At 57.1% G+C, this 22,441-nt stretch carries 18 protein-coding genes; 12 read left to right on the top strand and 6 right to left on the bottom strand.

Annotated features, from left to right (window positions below; translation table 11 throughout):
* Positions 1-7 precede the first annotated feature (7 nt).
* From miaA to I9187_RS06685, 5 genes are all read left to right on the top strand, one after another.
* On the top strand, positions 8-901 hold the full coding sequence (gene miaA, locus I9187_RS06705) for a tRNA (adenosine(37)-N6)-dimethylallyltransferase MiaA (RefSeq protein ID WP_171727513.1): 894 nt from the start codon (positions 8-10) through the stop codon (positions 899-901).
* Positions 902-1,243: 342 nt separating this feature from the next.
* Positions 1,244-2,914: an ABC transporter substrate-binding protein gene (locus tag I9187_RS06700; protein WP_171174416.1), complete on the top strand. Its 1,671-nt coding sequence runs from the start codon at positions 1,244-1,246 to the stop codon at positions 2,912-2,914.
* A gap of 135 nt (positions 2,915-3,049) precedes the next feature.
* Positions 3,050-4,096: an ABC transporter permease gene (locus I9187_RS06695; RefSeq protein ID WP_171174417.1), complete on the top strand. Its 1,047-nt coding sequence runs from the start codon at positions 3,050-3,052 to the stop codon at positions 4,094-4,096.
* Positions 4,097-4,109: 13 nt separating this feature from the next.
* Positions 4,110-5,573, top strand: coding sequence for an ABC transporter permease (locus I9187_RS06690; protein ID WP_171174420.1), 1,464 nt, complete (start codon positions 4,110-4,112; stop codon positions 5,571-5,573).
* Between the two features lie 91 nt (positions 5,574-5,664).
* Positions 5,665-7,752 carry an ABC transporter ATP-binding protein gene (locus tag I9187_RS06685; protein WP_171174422.1) on the top strand — a complete coding sequence of 696 codons (2,088 nt, stop codon included), beginning with the start codon at positions 5,665-5,667 and terminating at the stop codon, positions 7,750-7,752.
* 118 nt (positions 7,753-7,870) lie between these two features.
* Here the strand turns inward: I9187_RS06685 and I9187_RS06680 are convergent, their stop codons facing one another.
* From I9187_RS06680 to I9187_RS06670, 3 genes are all read right to left on the bottom strand, one after another.
* Positions 7,871-8,857: an MBL fold metallo-hydrolase gene (locus tag I9187_RS06680; protein WP_171174424.1), complete on the bottom strand. Its 987-nt coding sequence runs from the start codon at positions 8,855-8,857 to the stop codon at positions 7,871-7,873.
* Positions 8,858-8,986: 129 nt separating this feature from the next.
* On the bottom strand, positions 8,987-9,949 hold the full coding sequence (locus I9187_RS06675) for a LuxR C-terminal-related transcriptional regulator (protein WP_171174432.1): 963 nt from the start codon (positions 9,947-9,949) through the stop codon (positions 8,987-8,989).
* Between the two features lie 97 nt (positions 9,950-10,046).
* Positions 10,047-10,625 carry a lytic transglycosylase domain-containing protein gene (locus I9187_RS06670; RefSeq protein ID WP_171174435.1) on the bottom strand — a complete coding sequence of 193 codons (579 nt, stop codon included), beginning with the start codon at positions 10,623-10,625 and terminating at the stop codon, positions 10,047-10,049.
* A 203-nt stretch (positions 10,626-10,828) separates the two neighbouring features.
* Between I9187_RS06670 and ssb the strand changes: the two genes are divergently transcribed.
* Together ssb and I9187_RS06660 are read left to right on the top strand one after the other, a co-directional pair.
* Complete coding sequence (gene ssb, locus I9187_RS06665) at positions 10,829-11,317, top strand: single-stranded DNA-binding protein (RefSeq protein WP_209509238.1); 489 nt, start codon at positions 10,829-10,831, stop codon at positions 11,315-11,317.
* Positions 11,318-11,335: 18 nt separating this feature from the next.
* Positions 11,336-12,406 (top strand): site-2 protease family protein, encoded by a 1,071-nt coding sequence (locus tag I9187_RS06660; protein ID WP_171234136.1) that lies wholly within the window; start codon positions 11,336-11,338, stop codon positions 12,404-12,406.
* Between the two features lie 9 nt (positions 12,407-12,415).
* Here I9187_RS06660 and aroB read toward each other — a convergent pair whose 3' ends face one another.
* The gene (gene aroB / locus I9187_RS06655; protein WP_171174441.1) at positions 12,416-13,528 is read right to left on the bottom strand and encodes a 3-dehydroquinate synthase; all 1,113 of its coding nucleotides are present in this window, start codon (positions 13,526-13,528) and stop codon (positions 12,416-12,418) included.
* Positions 13,528-14,115: a shikimate kinase gene (locus I9187_RS06650; RefSeq protein ID WP_171174443.1), complete on the bottom strand. Its 588-nt coding sequence runs from the start codon at positions 14,113-14,115 to the stop codon at positions 13,528-13,530. The genes aroB and I9187_RS06650 overlap by 1 nt, the downstream gene beginning before the upstream one ends.
* Before the next feature lie 79 nt (positions 14,116-14,194).
* On the opposite strand from I9187_RS06650, the gene I9187_RS06645 reads away from it, so the two are divergent.
* The 4 genes from I9187_RS06645 to I9187_RS06630 all read left to right on the top strand — a co-directional run bounded on the left by I9187_RS06645 (position 14,195) and on the right by I9187_RS06630 (position 18,183).
* A complete protein-coding gene (locus I9187_RS06645; RefSeq protein ID WP_171174444.1) occupies positions 14,195-14,344 on the top strand; it encodes a hypothetical protein in 150 nt (49 codons plus the stop codon).
* The gene (locus I9187_RS06640; RefSeq protein ID WP_171174446.1) at positions 14,334-15,854 is read left to right on the top strand and encodes a hypothetical protein; all 1,521 of its coding nucleotides are present in this window, start codon (positions 14,334-14,336) and stop codon (positions 15,852-15,854) included. Before I9187_RS06645 ends, I9187_RS06640 begins: the two co-directional genes overlap by 11 nt.
* Before the next feature lie 2 nt (positions 15,855-15,856).
* Positions 15,857-16,813: a site-specific tyrosine recombinase XerD gene (locus I9187_RS06635; RefSeq protein ID WP_171174448.1), complete on the top strand. Its 957-nt coding sequence runs from the start codon at positions 15,857-15,859 to the stop codon at positions 16,811-16,813.
* 62 nt (positions 16,814-16,875) lie between these two features.
* Positions 16,876-18,183 carry an HlyC/CorC family transporter gene (locus I9187_RS06630; RefSeq protein ID WP_171174450.1) on the top strand — a complete coding sequence of 436 codons (1,308 nt, stop codon included), beginning with the start codon at positions 16,876-16,878 and terminating at the stop codon, positions 18,181-18,183.
* Between the two features lie 52 nt (positions 18,184-18,235).
* Here I9187_RS06630 and I9187_RS06625 read toward each other — a convergent pair whose 3' ends face one another.
* On the bottom strand, positions 18,236-19,804 hold the full coding sequence (locus I9187_RS06625; protein ID WP_171174452.1) for an ABC transporter substrate-binding protein: 1,569 nt from the start codon (positions 19,802-19,804) through the stop codon (positions 18,236-18,238).
* Between the two features lie 192 nt (positions 19,805-19,996).
* Between I9187_RS06625 and I9187_RS06620 the strand changes: the two genes are divergently transcribed.
* A complete protein-coding gene (locus I9187_RS06620; protein WP_171619172.1) occupies positions 19,997-22,414 on the top strand; it encodes an FAD-dependent oxidoreductase in 2,418 nt (805 codons plus the stop codon).
* The last annotated feature ends 27 nt before the right edge of the window (positions 22,415-22,441 follow it).

The following is a 22,441-nucleotide window of genomic DNA, read 5'->3' as shown; positions in this document are numbered from 1 at the left end:
ACCGCACATGGCCCAGCAATCAACAGCGCAATTATTTCGACACTTACCCGCCATCCCCGACGACAAACCGGTGCTGATTGCGGGCCCGACGGCGTCAGGAAAGTCTGCTTTAGCGCTTGAGATTGCCGAACGGTTTGGCGGTGTGATCGTTAACGCGGATGCCAGCCAGGTTTATGATTGCTGGCGCGTTGTCTCTGCCCGACCATCCGCCGAAGAAGAGGCCCGAGCCCCGCATCGCCTTTATGGTCATGTCGCATATGATCAGGATTATTCAACAGGTCATTGGCTGCGCGAGGTGATCCCTTTGCTGACCGGGGACAAGCGCCCAATCATCGTGGGCGGCACCGGTTTGTACTTTACCGCGTTGACCGAGGGCATGGCACAGATCCCGGCCACGCCCCAAGCGATCCGGTCTGAGGCGGACCAGATACCGCTGCAAAAGTTAATCGACGGAATAGACAGCGACACGCGATCCGGTCTGGACACACAAAACCGGGCTCGCGTGCAACGCGCCTGGGAAGTGCAACGCGCCACCGGACGAAGCCTGCTGTCTTGGCAGGTCGACACGCCACCACCGGTTTTGAACCTAAGCGACACAGTGCCAATTGTCTTCGACGTTGATAAGGCTTGGCTTTTGGCGCGAATAGAGCGTCGATTCGATCAGATGCTGGATCAAGGTGCCATCGAGGAAGTGCGCGCCATGCAGGGACGCTTTGACCCCAGCTTGCCCGCGTGCAAAGCCATCGGCGTACCCGAGCTCAGGGCCTACCTGAACGGGTCAATGACCTTGGATCAGGCTCGTGAACGCGCAACGATTGCGACACGGCAATTCGCTAAGCGTCAGCGCACCTGGTTTCGGGCGCGCATGAAAGAATGGAATCACGTCGAAATCTCACCATGATACCAAGCACATTAACGTTGCTGGGATGATCTCCTTAAGCGCCGTCAAGACACTGTTTTTAATGATTTTATTTCAAATCCACAAGTGACCCTTAACAACGGCCGCGCTCGAATCTTTACCGTCTAATGACGACAGACCACGTGTTCAACTTGGCGAGAATGTCGTTTTTGAACGTTTAATGACGAATTCGAACATTGACGTTGGCGGAATTCTGGTGCCGAATACCGTCATGGGGATGCACAGAAACCAAAAATCAAAACCCTTCAATCTGGCGACCGGTAAAAACCGGGTCGCGTAGAACCATAATCAATCAACAAAATCTAATGTCACAGGGAGACATCTATGACGAATGACGTAACCACCAATGACAAGGTACACTGGGCGGCCGAGATGCACGCACAGGAATACCGTGACGGCAAGCTGAGCCGCCGTGAGTTCCTGACCCGTGCCACCGGTCTGGGCGTTACCGCAGCCGCTGCATATGGCATGATCGGCCTTGCCGCTCCTGCTCAAGCCGAAGGCGAAGACGCCAAGAAAGAAGGCGGAACCATTCGCGTTCAACAAGAAGTACGCGCACTGAAAGATCCGCGCACTTATGACTGGTCGCAAATCGCGAACGTCTCACGCGGGACTCTGGAATATCTGGTCGAGTACAACTCGGACGGGACATTCCGCGGCATGTTGCTGGAAGGCTGGGAAGTCAACGAAGACGCAACGGTCTACACTCTGAAAGTCCGTTCGGGCGTCAAGTGGAACAATGGCGATGATTTCACCGCTGATGACGTGGCCCGCAACATCGCACGTTGGTGTGACAAGAGTTCGGAAACCAACTCGATGGCTGGTCGTTTTGCTACGCTGGTTGACGCAGATACAGGTCAGGCCGTGGAAGGCGGGATCGAAGTTGTCGACGCCAACACCGTTAAGCTGAACCTGCCTGCTTCTGATATCTCGCTGATCGCAGGTATGGCTGACTATCCGGCTGCGATCGTACACAGCTCATTCAGCGAAACTGACCTGCTGAACAACGTCGGTACGGGCCCCTACCTGATGAGTGAGCTGGAAGTCGGTGTGAAAGCGGTTCTGACGCGCAACGAAGATCACACCTGGTGGGGAGAAGAGGTCTTTGGTCGCCCTGCTTTGGACAGCATCGTATACACCGACTATGGAACCGACCCGTCAGCGTGGCTGGCGGCACTGGAGTCCGACGAAGTCGACATGCTGTATGAATCAGTTGGCGAGTTCATCGACGTGATGGACGGACTTGGCTATGTGAAGTCCGAAGTGGTCACGATGAACACCATTGTTATCCGGCCGAACCAGCTGGCCGAAATTGATGGCAAGCAAGTCTACGCGGACAAGCGCGTGCGTAAGGCTTTGCAAATGGCCGTTGACAATTCGGTCTGCCTGGAATTGGGCTTTGGTGGCCGCGGCACGCCTGCCGAAAACCACCATGTCGGCCCGATTCATCCAGATTATTACGAACTGCCACCGCAGAAAGTGGATCCTGAGGGTGCACGCGCCCTTATGGAAGAGGCCGGAATGGCCGATTTCGAACATGAGCTGATCTCGATCGACGACGACTGGCGCCGGAACACAACCGACGCCGTGGCCGCGCAGCTGCGCGACGCGGGGATCAAGGTCAAGCGGACCGTTCTGCCGGGCAACACCTTCTGGAACGACTGGGCAAAGTACCCCTACAGCTCGACCAACTGGAACCACCGTCCGCTTGGTGTTCAAATCTGGGCACTGGCCTATCGGACAGGCGAAGCGTGGAATGAATTTGGCTGGTCCAACGCCGAGTTCGACTCAATCCTGACGGAAGCTCTGGCGATCGCAGATGCGGACAAGCGCCGCGAAGTCGTCGCCAAGGGCGAGGCCTTGATCCAGGAAGAAGGTGTAACCATCCAGCCCTATTGGCGTGCGCTCTATCGCCATATGAAAGATGGTCTGGTCGGTACTGACATGCACGTGTCGTTCGAACATCATCACTACAAGTGGGGCTGGGCCGCTTAACGCCAGCCTGCTTCTCACAAGGGGCGCCTGATTGGGCGCCCCTTTCCAGCCGCAGACCTGCCGACACGGGGTCGGATGTCCGAGGCCAGAAAATGGTCCACTGATCTGCGGAACACCCGAACAACAGGGGCCAACATGGGACTTTTTATCCTCCGACGGTTTGGCGTGATGCTACTCACAGCACTCTGCCTGACTTTCGTGGTCTTCTTTTTGACCAACCTCTACCCGAACCTTGAAAAGCTTGCCAAAACGCAAGGCAACCAGCGGATGTCTGACGAGCAGGTCGAAACATGGCTGGGGAATCGTGGCTACCTTCAGCCAACGCTGATCAAGTATGGTCAGTGGCTTGGCGTGATGCCGGGCTTCACCAAAACACTGGAAGACGGCACATTCCAGGGCACCTGTGTGCGTCCCGGTTTGACCGAAGAAGATACGCCCCGCTATTGCGGCGTCCTGCAAGGGGATTGGGGGTATTCCACTGTCTTCAAGGATGAGGTCGGAAAGATCGTCGGCGTCCGTCTTGGCAACACCGGCTATCTCATGTTCTGGGTTTTGGTCCTGATGGTTCCGTCTGCACTTTTAGTCGGAGTTCTGGCTGGGATGCGCGAAGGATCCGCGTTGGACCGGTCGCTGTCGACATTCTCTATCATCACGACCGCGACGCCTGAATACGTGTCGGGCGTGATCTTCATCGCGATTTTCACCTCGTCGACCGTTGGACTAAAATGGTTCAAGGGAACAGCGACATCAGCGATGGAAAACCCGACTTTCGAGAACTTCTTCCTGCCGGTACTGACCATCTCACTTTACGGGATGGGCTATATCGCCCGCATGACCCGCGCCTCGATGACCGAGGTGATGACCGCGCAATACATCCGGACCGCGCGGCTCAAGGGGGTGTCCTTCAGCAACATCGTCATGAAACACGCGCTGCGCAACGCGCTGATCGCGCCCTTCACCGTCATCATGCTGCAGTTCCCGTGGCTGCTGAATGGCGTCGTGATCGTCGAGACCCTTTTCAACTACAAGGGCTTTGGCTGGGCACTGGTTCAGGCGGCGGGCAACAACGACATTCAGCTTCTGCTGGCGATCTCGGTCGTGTCGGTCTTTGTGGTTCTGTTGACTCAGCTGATTTCGGATATCGGCTATGTCTACCTTAACCCGCGCATTCGCATTTCTTAAGGAGGGATAGATTATGGAACCACTTACCTGGACCGGCTCTATCGCCTTCCTGAATCCAATCCTGTTGCTCGCACTCGCCGCACTGGCGCTTTCGATCATAGTCTGGATCGTCGCGAGTATCTTTTTGCCTGAACAGCAGATCACCGTAAACTCGGATGGCTCTGTCAGTTCAAGCGGTGGGCTGCGAGGCCTCATCCAAACGGCGCTTCACTACAGCTTTCTGGCCAGCGTCGGATTGTCGGTTGCGTATCTGCTGCTGGGCATTTTTATGGGGACCAATGCAGGGATCATCGGCGCGATGTCGCAACAGTTCCTGCCTGTTTGGGTAGCGCTGATCATCATGTTTGCGTCGTCCATCGCCTTTAAACGGCGTCTTGGATTGTACGGCAAACTCTATGACAGCCCCATCGGCATGATCGGTTTCGGTCTTGTGATGTTCTGGGTGTTTACCGGCATCTTCGGCGCAATGGACATGATTGTGACGCATGACCCGCTGACGCAGCTTTCGGGCATGAAGAACAAGGTACCTGGCACGCCTCTGCCAAATCTGGAAGACGGGCAATATGCCTGGTACCTGCTGGGCGGTGACAATCTGGCCCGCGACGTCTTCAGCCGAATGGTAAAGGGCGCGTGGATCGTGGTGCAAATCGCGCCGCTTGCCACGATGTTTGCCTTCATGGTCGGCATCACTCTGGGTCTGCCCGCAGGATATTATGGCGGTCGTCTGGACACGTTCCTGTCGTTCTTGGCCAACCTGATCCTTGCCTTCCCAGTGATCCTGCTGTTCTACCTTCTGGTAACGCCCGAGATCGTCGCGACTGGGGTACCGAACTATATGGCCGCGGTGCTGTTTGTATTCCCGATCCTGTTCCTGGCAGTTTTGCTGAACTCTCGGTTCTATACACGTCCGAAATTCCGGACGCCGCTTCTGGTGGCGGTGCTGGGGATCACGGTCTGGCTGTACCTATCGCTGATTTCGACCGGTGGGTATGTGATTAATACCGATGACTATCGCATCTGGGGCCTGCCGACATATCTGGATCTGTTCGACATTCCGGGCGGTATTCTGGTGGTGTTCGTTTCAGTGGTCTTTGTGAACTCGCCTACGGTGTTCCGTATCGTGCGGGGTCTGGCGCTGGACATCAAAACCCGTGATTACGTCGCGGCGGCGCAAACTCGTGGCGAAGGACCGTGGTACATCATGCTGTGGGAAATCCTGCCCAACGCTCGTGGTCCACTGATCGTCGATTTCTGTCTGCGTATCGGTTACACGACCATCCTGCTGGGAACCTTGGGCTTCTTCGGACTGGGCCTTCCACCTGAAAGCCCGGACTGGGGTTCGACGATCAACGAGGGGCGTAAGCTCCTGTCTATCTACCTGCACCCTGCCCTTCCGCCTGCCTTTGCCCTGCTGTCGCTGGTTCTGGGTCTGAACCTGCTGGCTGACGGTCTGCGCGAAGAAAGCCTGAAGGACTGATGTGATCGAGGCCGGGGGCTCTGCCCCCGGACCCCCGAGGTATTTTTAGCCAGATGAAGGGGATCCCCGCATTTGGTGAGGAGTAAACAAGATGAGCAAAATGGCGGATTATGACGGCCCGATCCTGGAGATCGACAAGCTGTCTATCTCATTCTTTACCCGCCTGCGGGAAATTCCCGCCGTGATGGATTTCTCAGTCAGTGTGCAGCCCGGCGAGGCTGTGGGATTGGTCGGTGAATCCGGGTGCGGTAAGTCAACCGTGGCGTTGGGTGTCATGCAGGATCTTGGCAAGAACGGTCGGATCGTCGGAGGGACGATCAAGTTCAAAGGCAGGGATCTTTCAGAAATGTCGGCGGAAGAGTTGCGCGATGTTCGCGGCAACGAAATCGCGATGATCTATCAGGAGCCGATGGCATCGCTGAACCCGGCGATGAAGATCGGCAAACAGCTGATGGAAGTCCCGATGATCCACGAAGGCGTCAGTGCGGAAGAAGCATATTCACGAGCACTGGAAGTGGTGACGGATGTGCGCTTGCCTGACCCGGAGCGAATGCTGAATTCTTTCCCGCATCAGCTTTCTGGCGGTCAACAGCAACGCATTGTGATTGCGATGGCGCTGATGTCGAAACCGGCGCTGCTGATCTTAGATGAGCCAACAACAGCTTTGGACGTGACAGTCGAAGCCGCCGTTGTTGAGCTGGTCAAGGATCTGGGCAAGAAATACGGCACCTCTATGCTGTTCATTTCGCACAATCTCGGGCTGGTTCTGGAAACCTGCGACCGGCTGTGTGTGATGTATTCGGGCGAAGCGGTCGAACGTGGCTCGATCAAGGATGTGTTCGACGAGATGCAGCATCCTTATACACAGGCGTTGTTCCGGTCGATCCCGCTGCCGGGGGCCGACAAGAATTCGCGTCCGCTGGTGGCCATCCCCGGCAACTTCCCCCTACCCCATGAGCGGCCTCCGGGGTGTAACTTTGGCCCGCGCTGCGACTACTTCGAAGAGGGGCGCTGCGACGCAAAAGACATTCTGATGGAGGCTGTGCCGGGAAATGACCGGCACCATACGCGCTGTCTGAAATTCCAAGAGATCGACTGGAACGCACCGATCACGGTAGGCGAACAGAAAGAGAAAGGCGAAATCGGGCGGACTGTTTTGAAAATGGACAACCTCAAGAAATACTATGAGGTTGCGGCAAACGCTCTGTTCGGTGGCGGCGAGACGAAAGTTGTGAAAGCCAACGAAACGCTCAGTTTCGAAGCACATGAATCCGAGACGCTGGCCATCGTGGGTGAATCCGGTTGCGGCAAATCTACTTTTGCCAAGGTGCTCATGGGGCTGGAAACGGCCACGGATGGTCAAATCCTGTTGGACAATCGGAATATCGAACAGGTGCCCATCGAAGAACGGGATGCCAAGACGGTTGGCGAAGTTCAGATGGTGTTCCAGAACCCGTTTGACACCTTGAACCCCTCGATGACCGTCGGGCGTCAGATCATTCGAGCGCTCGAGATTTTTGGGGTTGGAAACTCTGAGGCCGAGCGCAAGAAGCGGATGCTGGAGCTTCTGGATCTGGTGAAGCTGCCGCGTGCATTTGCGGATCGGATGCCGCGCCAGTTGTCCGGTGGTCAGAAACAGCGCGTGGGCATTGCGCGCGCCTTTGCGGGTGATGCTCGTATCGTGGTTGCGGACGAGCCTGTCTCGGCCCTGGACGTGTCGGTGCAGGCAGCTGTGACCGACCTGCTGATGGAAATCCAACGAGAGCATAAAACCACCTTGCTGTTCATCAGCCACGATCTGTCCATCGTGCGGTATCTCAGTGACCGGGTCATGGTCATGTATCTGGGTCATGTAGTCGAATTGGGCACGACCGATCAGGTTTTTGCCCCGCCCTATCACCCCTACACCGAAGCTCTTTTGAGCGCTGTTCCAATCGCCGATACTTCGGTCGAGAAGCAGCATATCGTGCTTGAAGGTGATATTCCCTCAGCCATGAACCCGCCGCCGGGCTGCCCGTTCCAGACACGATGCCGCTGGAAATCCGAAGTGCCGGATGGGCGTTGCGAGTCACATGTTCCGCCGGTGCAGACCTTGGCAGATGGGCATCAGGTGAAATGCCATCTGGCCGAAGACATTCTGGCGCGGATGGAACCGGTGATCAAAGTCGCCGCGGAGTAACCTTGCCAATAAGACTTAGAAAGGGCCGGTCATTGACCGGCCCTTTCTGGTAGCGCCACGTTTTGCGGGGAGACCGGCGGCGCTTAGGAATATGCGTGAGTGGTGTCCCCGATTGTCCTCAGCCTGTCATGACATTGTTGCCGAAATGCATGAACTCTTGGTTCATTCCGGCAACGTCACCGGCCTCTAGCTGCAAGCTGGCGCTTTCGAGCATTTTGTAGCTTTGCTGCCCCTTCACCCAATCGTCAGCCGATTGCAACGTGGTCAGTGTGTAGGATGTGACTTCGTTCAGGTAATGGGTGGGAATGATAACCTTGGGCTTAAGTTTAGAAACGATATCATTGCCTTGCTCAAAGCTGAGAATATGTTCCGATCCGTCCACCGGCAATGTCAGAACATCCACCTGTCCAATGGCATCCCAGAACTCCTGCGGCGGGTTGTGACGATTGTCGCCCCAGATCAGCGTGCGAATTCCACCGGTTTCCACCAGATAGACCACCATATCCATGTGACCCACATTGTTCGGCGGACAGGCTTCTGCCCCGAACTCGGCCAGCGCATTGGTCCAATCATACCACCCGGGTGCAACGCAGGCGTGCTTGTCTGCAAAACCAGTGATCTTGAGATCGGCGAACTCAAATTTGCCAACCATCCGGTCCAGCACCATGGTCGAGCTTGGCCGTTCGATGGCGTCATGGTCAAAATGCGCGTGGGTCGACAACGTGATATCCACCGGGATCTGAGGAAACTCGTTGCGGAACCACAAACCCCACGCCCCTGATGGATCATCGCGCCACGGGTCAAACAGAACGGTCGCCCCGTTGGGTGACGTGATTTTGATGGCGCAATGACCATAATAGTCGATCCCTACCGTTCCGGTGCTGGCCTGCCCGGTCGATCCCTGCAGATCGATGACGTGGTTATTGTTTCCCGGTTGCAACCAGGCTTGAGACTGCGCCTCAGCCGGTTTTGCGCCCAGTACTGAAGCCGTCGCACCAACGCCGGCAGCCCCTGCGGCCATAAAAAATGATCGACGTGAAAGCCCAGGTGCCAGGTGATCCTTGTCCCCGTTCAGGATGGTCGGTTTCAGATCTTTGCGATCCATTTAATGTACCTCTCTGTTGGACGTGTGCGATTTGCCCGCACCCCATCACAGAGGGTAACAAGCCAAAGCATGTTGGCTCAGACCGGAAAAATAGGGGTGGAATATGGGGGCAATCCCCATATTCCACCATCACGAAATTGAGAGAAGATGGCTGCGCAGGTTCTGGTCGCGCCCATCAAGGCCTAATTTGCGGCGAATGTTGTTGCGGTGAAAGTCGATTGTCGAAGTCTCGCGCGACAGCGCCTTTGCGATGTCCTTGGTAGTCTTTCCAAACATCACCATCTGGGCAATTTCCATCTCGGTCGGGGTCATCGCCGCAAACGCATCTGTCAATTTGTCGGACAGCGACGACGTGATCTCGTTCAGGTTATTCTCAACCAGGTCGAGGTAAACACTCTGCGCCTCATCACCTGCCAACTGCGCTCGAACCTTATCCAGATAGGGCAGCACCCGGCTACGCACCTGTTCGACAATCTCCATGTCACGGCTCTTGCGATCATCTTCAAGACTGGACAGTAACACGCGCAGCGCCGTGTTGGTTTCCTGTAATTCACGCGTGCGATCCGAGACCCGTGTTTCAAGCTGCGCAAGTGTTTCATTCAGTTTCTCTTCCAACGCGCGGCGCAGATAAACCTCTTGCAACAAAGCCAAATCCGACTCGACCATGCGCGCAAACTGCGCCAGCCCTTCGCGGAACAGCAATGCCCGGCGGTTTTGTTTGCGATCTAGAACGCAGATTGTTCCGAACACGGATCCATCGGGCCATTTCAGCGGCAGACCGATGTAAAACGTCATGCCGTGTTCCAGATCGTCATTGTCCGACCAGACCGGGTCACAGGTGGCATCCTCGACCACCAGCTCTCCGTCCCGCTGCAGAACGCCCTGACAATAGAGTTTGGGATTCAACTGGAAGGTCAATCCGACCGGATAGGGGTTTTCGGGATGATCTGAGGTGATAAGAACCGCATGGTCAGGCGCATCGGTTTTCATGATCAGGCTCGCGGGCACATCTGCCAACTCGGCGACCAGATCAACCAGTTGCTGCCAGTTGGCCAGTGTTTCTTTGGGAATTTGCGGGTGGTCAACAGGCATGAGGGGCCTCACCAGTTACTGGGCGGTACCCTCTCAGGTTAGTTGGACGAGCCGCACGGAATCAAGAATTGGACGCTCTGCGTCGCAGCATCCGGGCTTACCCGCCCCAGATGACCTTCACATAGTTCTGCGTTTCTTTATACGGCGGAATACCACCATGTTTTTCAACCGCTTTGGGACCCGCATTATAAGCAGCCAAAGCCAGTGGCCAGGATTTGAACTTGCGATACTGCCAGGACAGATATCTGGCCCCGCCTTCCAGGTTTTGTTTGGGATCGAGCGGATTTACACCCAAAAGCTCGGCGGTCTGAGGCATCAGCTGCGCCAGTCCCAGCGCGCCTTTGTGAGATTTCGCCTGCGGATTCCATCCGCTTTCCTGTTGTACAAGGCGCAGGAACAAGTCCTCGGGGATGTTGTGAAGCCTCGCAGCTTGCTTCGCCAGGTCCAGATACTGACCCCGGTACTTTCCGGTATAGCGTTTGCTGACCTGCGCGCGGGACGTTTTGGGTTTGAGACGCTCAGAATCCCGATACTGAGTGGCCGCGCGTGAATCCAAAACTTTGGATTGCTTCAGAAAAATATCCTTACGGCTTTTGGTGGACAGCGTTTGCGCCTGCACGGGCGCAACAGCCAGCACAAGGCAGACAACAGTAAACCCAGCAACCCAAGAACGCATCAATGCCAATCCTGCTCGATCAGAAACCAGTCGGAGTATAGGTATTCCCGACAAAAATGAAAGCTTGGTAAACATCAAAGTAAGACTCTTGTTGAACACTGTTGTATCAACTGTGTTTCAACCACGATGCAGGCCGTATAGGGTCTCACGAAACAAGCCGCGCCGGATTCGGTGCATATACGCGAAACAGAACGAGGAATTACATGGCGGGTTCAGTCAACAAGGTCATTCTGGTAGGTAATCTTGGCCGCGACCCCGAGGTTCGGTCGTTTCAGAACGGCGGCAAAGTGTGCAATCTGCGCATTGCCACCTCGGAAAACTGGAAAGACCGCAACACAGGCGAGCGTCGCGAACGTACAGAATGGCATTCGGTTGCCATCTTCTCAGAGCCTTTGGCCCGCATTGCCGAGCAATATTTGCGCAAGGGCAGCAAGGTCTACATCGAAGGTCAGCTGGAAACCCGCAAGTGGCAGGATCAATCCGGTCAGGATCGTTATTCCACCGAAGTTGTCCTGCGCCCCTATCGAGGTGAACTGACCCTTCTGGACAGCCGTGGCGAAGGTGGCGGCGGAAGTGGCGGTGGTTATGGCGGCGGCCAAGCTGGTGGCGGTTACGGCGACCCTTACGGTGGCCCGTCCAGCTCACCAGTGCCTGCATCAGGTGGAATCGACGACGACGAGATTCCGTTCTAATCGAAACGGAGACACGACATGACATGGTCCTTCTCTCTCGGCCGGTTGCTCGGGTCCGAACTGAGGGTCCATGTCACTTTTCTTTTGCTTTTAGCATGGGTCGGCTTTGCAGCCTATTCCGCGGGCGGTCTGCCCGCCGCCATAGACAACCTTATTTTTGTTCTGGCGCTTTTTGCTTGTGTGGTTGCGCATGAATTTGGCCATGCCCTCATGGCCCGGCGCTATGGTATCAAAACCCCTGACATAACTCTGCTGCCAATCGGTGGACTGGCTCGGCTGGAACGCATGCCGGAAAAACCCATGCAAGAGGTCTATGTGGCGCTTGCGGGCCCTGCTGTGAATATTGTCATCTGGATCGTACTTGTTGCCCTTGGCGCAGGGACGCCATTTGAAACTTTTGCGCAGATCGACTCGCCCGGTACCGGGTTGTTGGACAGGTTGGCCTATATCAACCTGCTGTTGGCCGCTTTCAATATGATCCCCGCCTTTCCCATGGACGGAGGGCGGGTGTTCAGGGCCCTGTTGTGCTTGCGCATGGACAGGGTCAAGGCAACGCGTTTGGCCGCAATAGGTGGCCAGATCGTCGCCATCGGCCTTGGCTTTCTTGGTCTTAGCACCGCAAACCCCATCCTTGTCCTGATTGCGGTGTTCGTTTTCATCGCAGCCAACGCAGAAAGCCAGGATGTTGCATTGCGGTCCGCCGCCCGCCGCGTCTTGGCCCGGGACGCGATGATCACCGAGTTTCACGCCTTATCCCCCAGCGACACGCTCAGCACGGCGGCGCAAGCCGTCATTCATACGACACAGCACGAATTTCCTGTCCTGGAGGATGATCGTGGCCTGCTGGGTTTCGTAACCCGGGATCGCCTGTTCGCCGCTCTGGCCAGCGATCAGCCCCGATCAACCTCTGCGCTTTCGGTGATGGATGCCGATATTCCCTCAGTCGCCCTGACCACTGGGCTAGAAGAGGTGCTGGAGCATCTTCACAAAGGCGCTCCGGCCATCGCTGTTGTCACCCATGGCGGGCGCATGGTGGGCTATATCACGCGTGAGAATATCGGTGAACTCATGGTGATTCAGGGCCGCTAGGACCCTGTTTCACGCCGCTGCCAAAGCGTCTGACAGGACTGAGAGAACGGCGTCTTTCGGAACATCAGACGTAACAAAAGCCTGACCGAGGCCGCGCGCGAGGATGAAGCGCAATTGCCCATCCACAACCTTCTTGTCCTGCCCCATCAGTTCCACCAGCGCGTTGGCACTTGGAAGGTCTCCAGGAATATCAGCAAGATCGGTTTTCATCCCCATCGCGCGTAGATGCGCCCGCACCCGGCTTGGGTCTTCCTGCGAACACAGGCCAAGACGCGAGGACAGTTCAAACGCAAGCGCACAGCCGATGGCGACGCCTTCGCCATGCAGCAACCGGTCGGAATACCCTGTTGCCGCCTCAAGCGCGTGGCAGAACGTATGCCCCAAGTTCAGCAAAGCACGATCACCCTGTTCGGTTTCATCCCGTGCAACGATATCGGCTTTCATCTGCACTGAACGGGTGACGGCCCGCACGCGTGCCGCCATGTCTCCGGCGGACACGCTTGGGCCGTTTTGCTCGAGCCATTCAAAGAATTCCGCGTCACCCAGCAGACCGTATTTCACGACCTCGCCATAGCCCGACAGAAAATCCCTCTGGGTCATGGTTCCCAGGACCGAGGTATCGGCCAAAACCAGCGATGGTTGATGGAACGCCCCAATCAGGTTTTTTCCCTGAGGCGCATTGATCCCGGTTTTGCCGCCAACCGAGCTGTCAACTTGCGCCAGCAGCGAGGTAGGGATCTGCACAAACCTGACCCCGCGGCGCAGGACAGCCGCAGCAAAACCTGCAAGATCACCAATGACCCCACCACCCAAAGCCACAACCACATCCCGGCGCTCGACTTTCTCTGCCAGCAGCCATTCAACCGCGCGTTCAAAATGTGGCCAGCTTTTGGTGGCCTCGCCCGCAGGCAAGGCCAAGGCAGTCATCTCGACACCGGCGGCGTTGAGACCCGCACGCAGAGCGTCCAAGTGCAACTCAGCCACGTTCTCATCGGTCAGGACGGCCACTTTGGGGCGCGGCAATAGTGGGGAAATCCACTCTCCTGCCCGCGCCAGAAGATCCGGGCCGATCTCGACATCATACGAACGGTCGCCCAGATCCACATGTACTGTTTGATGCATTACTTCTGTTCCAAAACATCGGGGCGCGCCAGCAACGCTGCGACAACCCTGTCCACCATATTCTCGATCGAGGTTTCGCCATCGGACTCGACCGTCAAATCCGCCTCGGCGTAAACCGGTACGCGCGCCTCGTAGAGGGCTTTTAATGTCGCATACGGATCTGCGGTTCGAAGCAACGGGCGCGTGTCCTTGTGGCGCACCCGGTTCCACAACACGTTCAGGTCAGCCCGTAGCCATACCGAGGCGCCCTGCTGGCTGATCGTTCGCCGGTTTCCCGGTTGCAGAAATGCCCCGCCGCCAGTGGACAGGACACCCTTCTTCTCTTCCAGCAAGCGGCCGATAACCTGCGCTTCCTTTGCCCGAAAAAACGGTTCTCCGTCCCGTTCGAAAATTTCCGGGATGGTCATGTTGGCCGCTGATTCGATCTCGGCGTCGCTGTCCAGAAACGGAACGCCCAAGCGCGCCGCCAAAGCGCGGCCCACAGCAGTCTTGCCTGCCCCCATCATCCCGACCAAAACCACGGTTTTGTGCAGATCAAACCTGCCCTGTGCGTCTGCGATGTGCGTGTTATGCTTAATTTCGCTCATTTCTCTGTGAATGACGTGATCTTAGGAAAAATGCCAGTTATAACTTGGCCAAAATCAAAAATTGAGGCAGCGTGGGGCCATGGGCCGTCTGATCAAATTCGTGATATATGTTCTTTGCCTGGGTTTCATTGGGCTGGTGGCTTATGCCTATGTCGGTCCTTTCTTTGGCGCGGATTTCTCAGCACCCCAAAGTGAAATCCGCGAACCGGTCGTGCTGGATGTCGACTAAACAGGCGCTTTTTGCCGTCTTTCTGGCAGGATCGGCACAGGCGCAGGACCCTTTGTCAGCCATCGATTGGCTGTCAAATCCGCCCGAAAACCTTCCCGGAACCGTTCTGCTAGAGCCCCCGGTCGCCCAAAACGGCGCATTACCGGACATCGAGGTGACGTCGCTTGAGGCTCTGTCGCGGCCGTTGGGTCTTGTTTCGTCCACCGTTACGGGACTGCCGATCGACCTTTGGAAAGGCAGTGACCCCGCTCGCCTGGCTGAGCTGATCTCCAAAATCCCTGTTCGTGACAATCCTGCCATGCAGCGCTTGCTGTTCACGTTGCTCTTGTCCGAATCCCGCGCCCCGTCCGGGCCTGATGCGCAAGAGGTGCTGCTTTTGGCCCGCCTGGATCGGCTGATGCAGTTGGGTGCAGCAGATCCTGTACAATCCCTTGTGCAATTGGCAGGACCGACGGATACCCAGGAGCGGTTTCAACGCTGGTTTGACGCAACTCTGCTGACCGGGGACGAAGATCGCAGCTGCACCGCCCTGATTGCCCAACCTCATCTGTCGCAGAACTATGCGGTGCAGATATTCTGCAAAGCACGTCGCGGGGATTGGGCGTCTGCGGCGCTGACACTCGAAGCGGCGCACGCACTAGAACTTCTGCCGCCCGAAGAACTTGCTGTTCTTGATCGGTTTCTAAGCCCCGAGCTTTATGAGGGCGCAGCCTATTTGCCGCAGCCCGAAGACCCGGACCCGCTGAGTTTCCGGCTGTTCGAAGCCATCGGGGAACGCCTGCCATCCGCCCCTTTGCCGCGTGCTTTTGCCAATGCAGATCTGCGGGACGTCGCGGGCTGGAAGGCTCAGATCGAAGCCGCAGAACGGTTGACGCGGATCGGTGCTTTGACCCCAAATCAGCTCTTGGGCCTGTATACCGAACGTGATCCCGCTGCTTCTGGTGCAGTCTGGGATCGTGTCGCAGCCATCCAACAATTTGAAAGCGCGCTGAATACGGGCAATGCCGACGCCATCGGAAAGACTCTGCCTACAGTCTGGCAACAGATGCGCAGCGTGGGACTTGAAGTATCCTTTGCCGACCTTTTTGCCGAGCGCTTGTCGCAGGTAACTTTGCCGGTGCCCGCCACCGAAAACCTGCGCTGGCGCATCCTCATGTTGTCCGACATGTATGAGCGTGCAGCCCTTGCTACGCCCAACAACGGGACCGACACATTGTTCCTTGCGGCACTTGCGCAAGGCGATCCCGGACGCGCTGTTTCCCCTTCCCCCTTGGCAGATGCCGTCGCGCAGGGATTCGAGTGGTTGGCACCTGTGCCCAGCGACATCGACGCGTTGTTAGCCAACGGTCAGTTGGGCGAAGCCATTTTGGAAGCGATGCAACTGTTTGCCCATGGCGCGCGCGGCAATCTGGTGGATCTGGCCGGAGCAATCGCAACCTTCCGAAAGGTGGGGCTTGAGGACACGGCCCGCCGTGCCGCGCTGACGCTGCTGATCCTGCAAGAGCGGTGACCATGGGCGGCCCAGCATCCAACGAGCTATGGATCTCAACCTTCCTGCAAGCGCAGGCGGCTGAACTTGGCGCGGCGACAAACACGTTGCTGGCTTATGGGCGTGATCTGAAAGATCTTGCCGCGTGGCTGGAGCACCGAGCCACAGGGTTTGAACAGGCCGACCGCGACCAAATCGAAGCCTACCTAATCGACTGCGATGCGCAGGGCTTGTCCCGTTCCACCCGAGCGCGACGTCTTTCGGCCATCAAACAACTCTATCGATTTGCCTTCGAGGAAGGTTGGCACGATGTGAACCCGGCCATTCAGATCAAAGGTCCCGGGCGACAGAAACGTCTTCCCAAAACTTTGGGTGTGCCCGAGGTGGACCGCCTTCTTGAAGCAGCGCGCCAAACCGGACGCACCCAGTCGGACCGGTTGCGTAACACTTGCCTGATGGAACTGCTTTACGCCACGGGAATGCGCGTGACCGAACTTGTGTCCCTGCCCGTTTCCTCGGCGCGCGGCGATCCGCGTATGCTGCTGGTGCTGGGCAAAGGTGGCAAGGAACGCATGGTGCCATTGTCCCCACCTGCGCGGAATGCATTGGCCGATTGGCTGACCGAACGGGATGAAGCCGAAGAGCAGACCGTTGAGAAAGGTGGCCAAAGGTCCCGCTTTTTGTTCCCGTCGCGCGGGAAATCGGGCCATCTGACGCGACACAGGTTCTTTCTGCTGGTCAAGGAACTGGCCGTGCACGGTGGTGTTTCACCCGAAAAGGTTACGCCGCACACGTTGCGACATGCCTTTGCCACGCATCTTCTGGCAAATGGCGCTGATCTGCGTTCGATCCAGACACTGTTGGGTCACGCCGACGTCGCAACAACCGAGATTTACACCCATGTTCTGGACGAACGTCTGGCGGAACTGGTGTTGCAGCATCACCCGCTGAGCAAAGACCCCAAGAAAGACGAGGGCTAAGCCCTTGATCCGGCGGGGTCGCATCCCCATAACGGATGCAGAACTCTAGCTCTCAAGGACCTATGGAACCCTCACCTTCTCTGATCGACAGCACTTTCTGGTTTACCTCTGGTGCTATCCTCCTTTTGCTCGTCTTGTCCGGCTTCTTTTCTGGCTCGGAAACAGCGCTTACGGCCTCTTCTCGCGGAAAACTCAGGGCGCAGGCCGACAAAGGATCACGCGGGGCAAAAAAGGCGCTCGAGATCACCGATGACAACGAACGTCTGATCGGATCGGTTCTACTGGGCAATAACCTGGTCAACATTTTGGCGGCGTCGCTGGCGACGGCGTTGTTCACACGCTTGTTCGGCGAAAGCGGCGTGGCCTTGGCGACACTGGTGATGACATTGCTGGTTCTGATCTTTGCCGAAGTGCTGCCGAAGACCTACGCCATCACCAATTCTGAAAAAGCTGCATCTGCGGTTGCACCAATCATCAGCGTGGTTGTGACGGTGTTTTCGCCCATCGTTGCCGCTGTGCGATTGCTGGTGCGCGGTGTCTTGCGCCTGTTTGGGGTGCAGATCGACCCCGACAGCAACATTCTGGCTGTTCGTGAAGAAATTGCCGGCGCCCTGCAACTGGGCCATTCCGAAGGCGTGGTAGAAAAGGAAGACCGCGACCGTATTCTGGGCGCACTGGATTTGGGTGACCGCGCGGTGGAAGAGATCATGTTGCACCGCTCGAATATCGAGATGATTGACGCCGACGCCGCGCCCGAAGCGATCCTTAAGCAATGTCTGGAAAGCCCGCATACGCGCCTTCCCGTCTTTCGGGATGAGCCGGAAAACATTGTGGGTGTTGTGCATGCCAAAGACCTTTTCCGAGCGATGTATGCGCAAGCCGGTGGCAGCGATGGCGGCACTGACCGTCTGGCCAGCTTTGATATCGGTAAAGTTGCCAATGACCCCTATTTCGTGCCGGAAACCACCACTCTGGACGACCAGATGCGTGAATTCCTGCGGATGCACAGCCATTTTGCACTGGTGGTCGACGAATACGGATCTTTGCGCGGACTGATCACGCTGGAAGACATTCTGGAAGAGATCGTAGGCGAAATCGCAGACGAATTTGACATTGATGAAGAAGTGCCTGTCACCCGCACCGAAGACGGGCAGTACCTTGTCGAAGGCGCAATGACCATCCGTGATGCCAACCGGGCGCTGGACTGGTCACTGCCGGATGAAGAGGCCAATACACTTGCTGGGCTGGTCATACACGAAGCACAAATGATCCCCGTCGTGGGTCAGGTGTTTTCGTTCCACGGGTTCCGCTTCGAAGTGACCGATCGCGAAGGCAATCGTATCACCGCTTTGAAAGTCCGCCCGCTGTAAGGCGTCGCGAAAACCGGTGCCCCAAATCAGGGCACCGGTCGCAATCTCTACCTCAGGCGAACCAGGTACGGCTGGCGACATAGCCGTCCATAAGGTCGCCATTGGCGTGCGCGCCCCAGCCGGTCACCTTATCCGAGTAGCCATCGATGAACTGGTTGAACATCGGGTTGATCAGACCACCTTCTTCCCAGACGATCCGGGCCATCTGACCATAGAGCTCTTTGCGCTTGGTCTCGTCCAACTCGGAACGCGCCTTCAAGAGCAACGCGTCGAACTGTTCGTTTTTGAAACGCGTATCGTTCCAGTCGGCAGTGGAAAGATAACCAACCGACCACATCTGATCCTGCACCGGGCGACCACCCCAATAGGACGCGCAGAACGGCTTGTTGTTCCACACTTCGGACCAGTACCCATCTGCGGGCTCACGCTGAATCTCCAGCGGGATACCCGCCTCTTGCGCTGACAGTTGGAACAGTTGCGCGGCGTCAACGGCACCTGCAAAAGCGGCATCCGAGACATGCAGTACGATAGGCGAGCCATCATGGCCCGACGCTTTGTAGTGCTCGGAAGCCTTGGCCAGATCAAAAGCGCGCTGTTCCATCGTATCATCGAACAAAGGATAGGCTTCATTGATCGGTATATCGTTCCCGACCGAGCCGTAGCCGCGCAATACATTCTCGACCATCTGTTCGCGATTGATCGCGTATTTCAGCGCCAGACGCAGGTCTTTGTTGTCGAACGGAGCGGTGTCGCAATGCATAACAAAGATGTAGTGCCCGCGGCCCGATGTGGCGTTGATGTTGATGCCAGGCGCGCGCCCGAACAGTTTCGCGGTCCGTGGTGGGACGATGTTCATCGCGTGAACCTGACCTGACTGCAAAGCCGCCGAACGAGCGGTGTCATCATTCAGAACCAGAATCTCGTGGCTGTCATAATGGCCGACGCTGTCATCCCAGTGGTTGGCAAATTTATCGAACCCATAGCGTACGCCCGGTTCGTCCGCGACGACCTTGTATGCCCCGGTCGAAATGCCTTCGGCCGGATTGTCCATGCCGCCACCCGGTTGCATGACCAGGTGGTAATCCGACATCAGATACGGCAGGTCCGCATTTGGGGTGGTTAAGGTGACGACCACATAGTCACCGTCGACCCGGATATCCTCGATCCCACGCATGATCCCTAACGCACCGGATTGAGCATCCTCGTTCGAGTGACGCGCCAACGTCTGTTGAACATCCTCTGGCGTCAAGGTCTTTCCATTGTGGAACTCTACTCCCTTGCGAATGCGGAAAGTCCAAACCTTGCCATCCCCGGACGCTTCCCAGCTTTCAGCAATGCTGGGGGCAATGTCGCCATCTGCGGTGACAATCGTCAAAGTGTTGCCAAAGGCGCGCAAAGCCTTCGCAGTCACGTGCGACGTCGACAGGGCCGGGTCCAGAGTGTTGGTGCTTTCTCCTCCTTTCAGACCCAGAACAAAGTGCCCCCCTTTCTTGGGCGTATCCGCCAGCCCGGATTCAGCCCAAATGGTGCTGGCTACAGCCGCGCTCAGGCCCAGGGCCGCAGATTTCGCCATGAACTCACGGCGGCTCAACGCTTGGGGGTTGAGTTCGAATTTACTCATTTCATTTCCTAACTGAGAGTCTCACGAAGGTGCAGTCGCAGCGCCTTTAGATTGATTCTGTAACGGGCGCGTGACCGACCTTGGGTGCGTTTATCCAGCCTTGCGAATGACTTCCACGACAAGTTTTGTCGCGTTTGGCATTGCGCTCAGTAGCGCCCTGCGCACACTGGCGGAAATCAATCGGAGGTCTTTATGAAACTGCAAACCCGCGTGGTGGTCATTGGCGGCGGTGTCGTCGGTTGTTCAGTCCTGTATCACCTGACCAAGCTGGGCTGGTCGGATGTCATGCTGCTGGAACGCTCCGAGTTAACCAGCGGATCGACCTGGCACGCGGCGGGCGGGTTTCACACCCTCAACGGCGACACCAATATGGCCGCGCTGCAGGGCTATACCATCCGACTGTATAAAGAGCTGGAAGAAATCACAGGCATGTCCTGCGGGTTGCACCACGTCGGCGGCGTGACCCTGGCCGACAATCAGGACCGTTTTGACATGCTGCTGGCCGAGCGCGCCAAGCACCGTTTCATGGGGTTGGAAACAGAAATCGTCGGGCCGGACGAGATCAAAAAAATCGCCCCGATCACCAATACCGATGGCATCATCGGCGCGCTCTACGACCCTCTCGATGGGCATCTTGACCCCTCGGGCACCACACATGCCTACGCCAAGGCGGCGCGGATGGGTGGGGCCACGATCGAAACCCATTGCATGGTGCGAGAAACCAACCAGCGCCCGGATGGCACATGGGATGTGGTGACCGACAAGGGGACGATTCACACGGAGCATGTGGTCAATGCAGGCGGTCTCTGGGCGCGCGAGGTGGGCGCGATGGCGGGTATCTACTTCCCTCTGCACCCGATGGAACACCAATATCTTGTCACGGACTCGATCCCTCAGATCGAGGCGATCATCGACGCCGGTGGCGAGCATCCCCATGTGATGGACCCGGCGGGCGAAAGCTATCTCCGGCAGGAAGGGCGCGGCCTTTGCATCGGGTTTTACGAGCAACCCTGTAAACCCTGGGCCGTCGATGGAACACCTTGGGAGTTCGGCCATGAACTGCTGCCTGATGACTATGACAAGATCACCGACAGCATCGAATTTGCCTACAAACGTTTCCCAGTTCTCGCCGAAGCTGGTGTGAAGTCTGTAATCCACGGGCCGTTCACCTTCGCACCCGACGGAAACCCTCTGGTCGGGCCGGTTCCCGGAATGCGCAACTACTGGTCGGCTTGTGGCGTGATGGCCGGGTTCAGCCAGGGCGGCGGTGTTGGCCTGACGCTGGCGCAATGGATGATCGAAGGCGAGCCCGAACGCGACGTGTTTGCCATGGACGTGGCCCGGTTCGGCGACTGGATCAGCCCCGGTTATACCCGCCCCAAAGTGATCGAGAACTATCAGAAACGCTTCAGCGTCGCCTACCCGAACGAGGAACTGCCCGCAGCGCGTCCCAACCGCACAACGCCGATGTACGACATCTTCAGTGATCTGGGCGCGGTTTGGGGCCAGCAATACGGGCTCGAAGTCGCCAACTACTTTGCCCAAGGAGAGGAGCCGGGGTTCGAGACCCCATCGTTCCGACGGTCTGACGCGTTCGATGCGACAGGTCGCGAAGTGCGCGCTGTGCGCGAGAACGTGGGTATCAACGAGGTCCACAACTTTGGTAAATACCGGATCACCGGACCATCGGCGCGGGATTGGCTGGACCGGATCATGGCTGGACGTATGCCAAAACCCGGCCGCCTGTCCCTGACACCGATGCTCTCGCCCAAAGGCAAACTGATCGGCGATTTCACCGTGTCGTGTCTGAGCGAAAACGAGTTTCGACTTACGGCCTCATACGGCAGCCAAGCGTTCCACATGCGCTGGTTCTTACAAAATGTGCAGGAAGGTGTATCCATCGAGAACATCAGCGACCGCTTGAACGGGTTTCAGATCGCAGGCCCCAAGGCAACACAGGTGCTGGCCGCCTGCACGCGTGACGATCTGAGTGATTTCCAGTTCCTCGATGTCCGCCGTATGACAGTTGGCATGACCGATTGTATCGTTCAACGTGTCAGCTATACCGGCGATCTTGGGTACGAGATCTATTGCGATCCGATGGCCCAACGACAACTCTGGTGGGCATTGTGGGAAGCCGGGCAAACACATGGCATGGTTCCCTTTGGGATGCGCGCGATGATGAGCCTGAGGTTGGACAAGTTTTTTGGCTCGTGGATGCGAGAGTTCTCGCCTGATTACACCGCTGCGGAAACCGGGTTGGACCGCTTCATCTCCTTCCGCAAGAACAGCGACTTTATCGGCCGCGCCGCCGCCGAGGCAGACCGCGCGGACGGAAGCGCCCGCACATTGGTTGCGTTTGAAGTCGATGCACAAGATGCAGACGTCAACGCCTATGAGCCGATCTGGCTGGACGGTTCGGTGGTTGGCTTCTGCACGTCGGGTGGCTTTTCTCACTTCGCGCAGAAATCCATTGCGATGGGGTTCTTGCCTTCTGAGCGTGTGTCAGACGGGCTTGAGGTCGAAATCGAAATCCTGGGGCAGATGCGTAAGGCCCGGGTGATCTCGACGCCCTTGTTCGATCCGGACGGGGCACGCATGAGGGGATGACACTGCGCTTTACCGGCGGCATGGTGG

Source organism: Ruegeria sp. HKCCE4148 (assembly GCF_017872495.1).
Taxonomy (GTDB): domain Bacteria; phylum Pseudomonadota; class Alphaproteobacteria; order Rhodobacterales; family Rhodobacteraceae; genus Ruegeria.
The sequence above is the reverse complement of the archived record's forward strand: the minus strand, read 5'-3'. Positions and strand labels throughout refer to the sequence as shown.

What these genes read in the sequence shown, in the direction of transcription:
- I9187_RS06625 (WP_171174452.1), bottom strand. Translation starts at nt 19,804, where the DNA reads ATGAGTAAATTCGAACTCAACCCCCAAGCGTTGAGCCGCCGTGAGTTC.
- I9187_RS06645 (WP_171174444.1), top strand. Translation starts at nt 14,195, where the DNA reads ATGGGCCGTCTGATCAAATTCGTGATATATGTTCTTTGCCTGGGTTTC.
- I9187_RS06685 (WP_171174422.1), top strand. Translation starts at nt 5,665, where the DNA reads ATGAGCAAAATGGCGGATTATGACGGCCCGATCCTGGAGATCGACAAG.
- miaA (WP_171727513.1), top strand. Translation starts at nt 8, where the DNA reads ATGGCCCAGCAATCAACAGCGCAATTATTTCGACACTTACCCGCCATC.
- I9187_RS06660 (WP_171234136.1), top strand. Translation starts at nt 11,336, where the DNA reads ATGACATGGTCCTTCTCTCTCGGCCGGTTGCTCGGGTCCGAACTGAGG.
- I9187_RS06680 (WP_171174424.1), bottom strand. Translation starts at nt 8,857, where the DNA reads ATGGATCGCAAAGATCTGAAACCGACCATCCTGAACGGGGACAAGGAT.
- I9187_RS06695 (WP_171174417.1), top strand. Translation starts at nt 3,050, where the DNA reads ATGGGACTTTTTATCCTCCGACGGTTTGGCGTGATGCTACTCACAGCA.
- I9187_RS06675 (WP_171174432.1), bottom strand. Translation starts at nt 9,949, where the DNA reads ATGCCTGTTGACCACCCGCAAATTCCCAAAGAAACACTGGCCAACTGG.
- I9187_RS06690 (WP_171174420.1), top strand. Translation starts at nt 4,110, where the DNA reads ATGGAACCACTTACCTGGACCGGCTCTATCGCCTTCCTGAATCCAATC.
- ssb (WP_209509238.1), top strand. Translation starts at nt 10,829, where the DNA reads ATGGCGGGTTCAGTCAACAAGGTCATTCTGGTAGGTAATCTTGGCCGC.
- I9187_RS06630 (WP_171174450.1), top strand. Translation starts at nt 16,876, where the DNA reads ATGGAACCCTCACCTTCTCTGATCGACAGCACTTTCTGGTTTACCTCT.
- I9187_RS06640 (WP_171174446.1), top strand. Translation starts at nt 14,334, where the DNA reads ATGTCGACTAAACAGGCGCTTTTTGCCGTCTTTCTGGCAGGATCGGCA.
- I9187_RS06650 (WP_171174443.1), bottom strand. Translation starts at nt 14,115, where the DNA reads ATGAGCGAAATTAAGCATAACACGCACATCGCAGACGCACAGGGCAGG.
- I9187_RS06670 (WP_171174435.1), bottom strand. Translation starts at nt 10,625, where the DNA reads ATGCGTTCTTGGGTTGCTGGGTTTACTGTTGTCTGCCTTGTGCTGGCT.
- I9187_RS06620 (WP_171619172.1), top strand. Translation starts at nt 19,997, where the DNA reads ATGAAACTGCAAACCCGCGTGGTGGTCATTGGCGGCGGTGTCGTCGGT.
- aroB (WP_171174441.1), bottom strand. Translation starts at nt 13,528, where the DNA reads ATGCATCAAACAGTACATGTGGATCTGGGCGACCGTTCGTATGATGTC.
- I9187_RS06635 (WP_171174448.1), top strand. Translation starts at nt 15,857, where the DNA reads ATGGGCGGCCCAGCATCCAACGAGCTATGGATCTCAACCTTCCTGCAA.
- I9187_RS06700 (WP_171174416.1), top strand. Translation starts at nt 1,244, where the DNA reads ATGACGAATGACGTAACCACCAATGACAAGGTACACTGGGCGGCCGAG.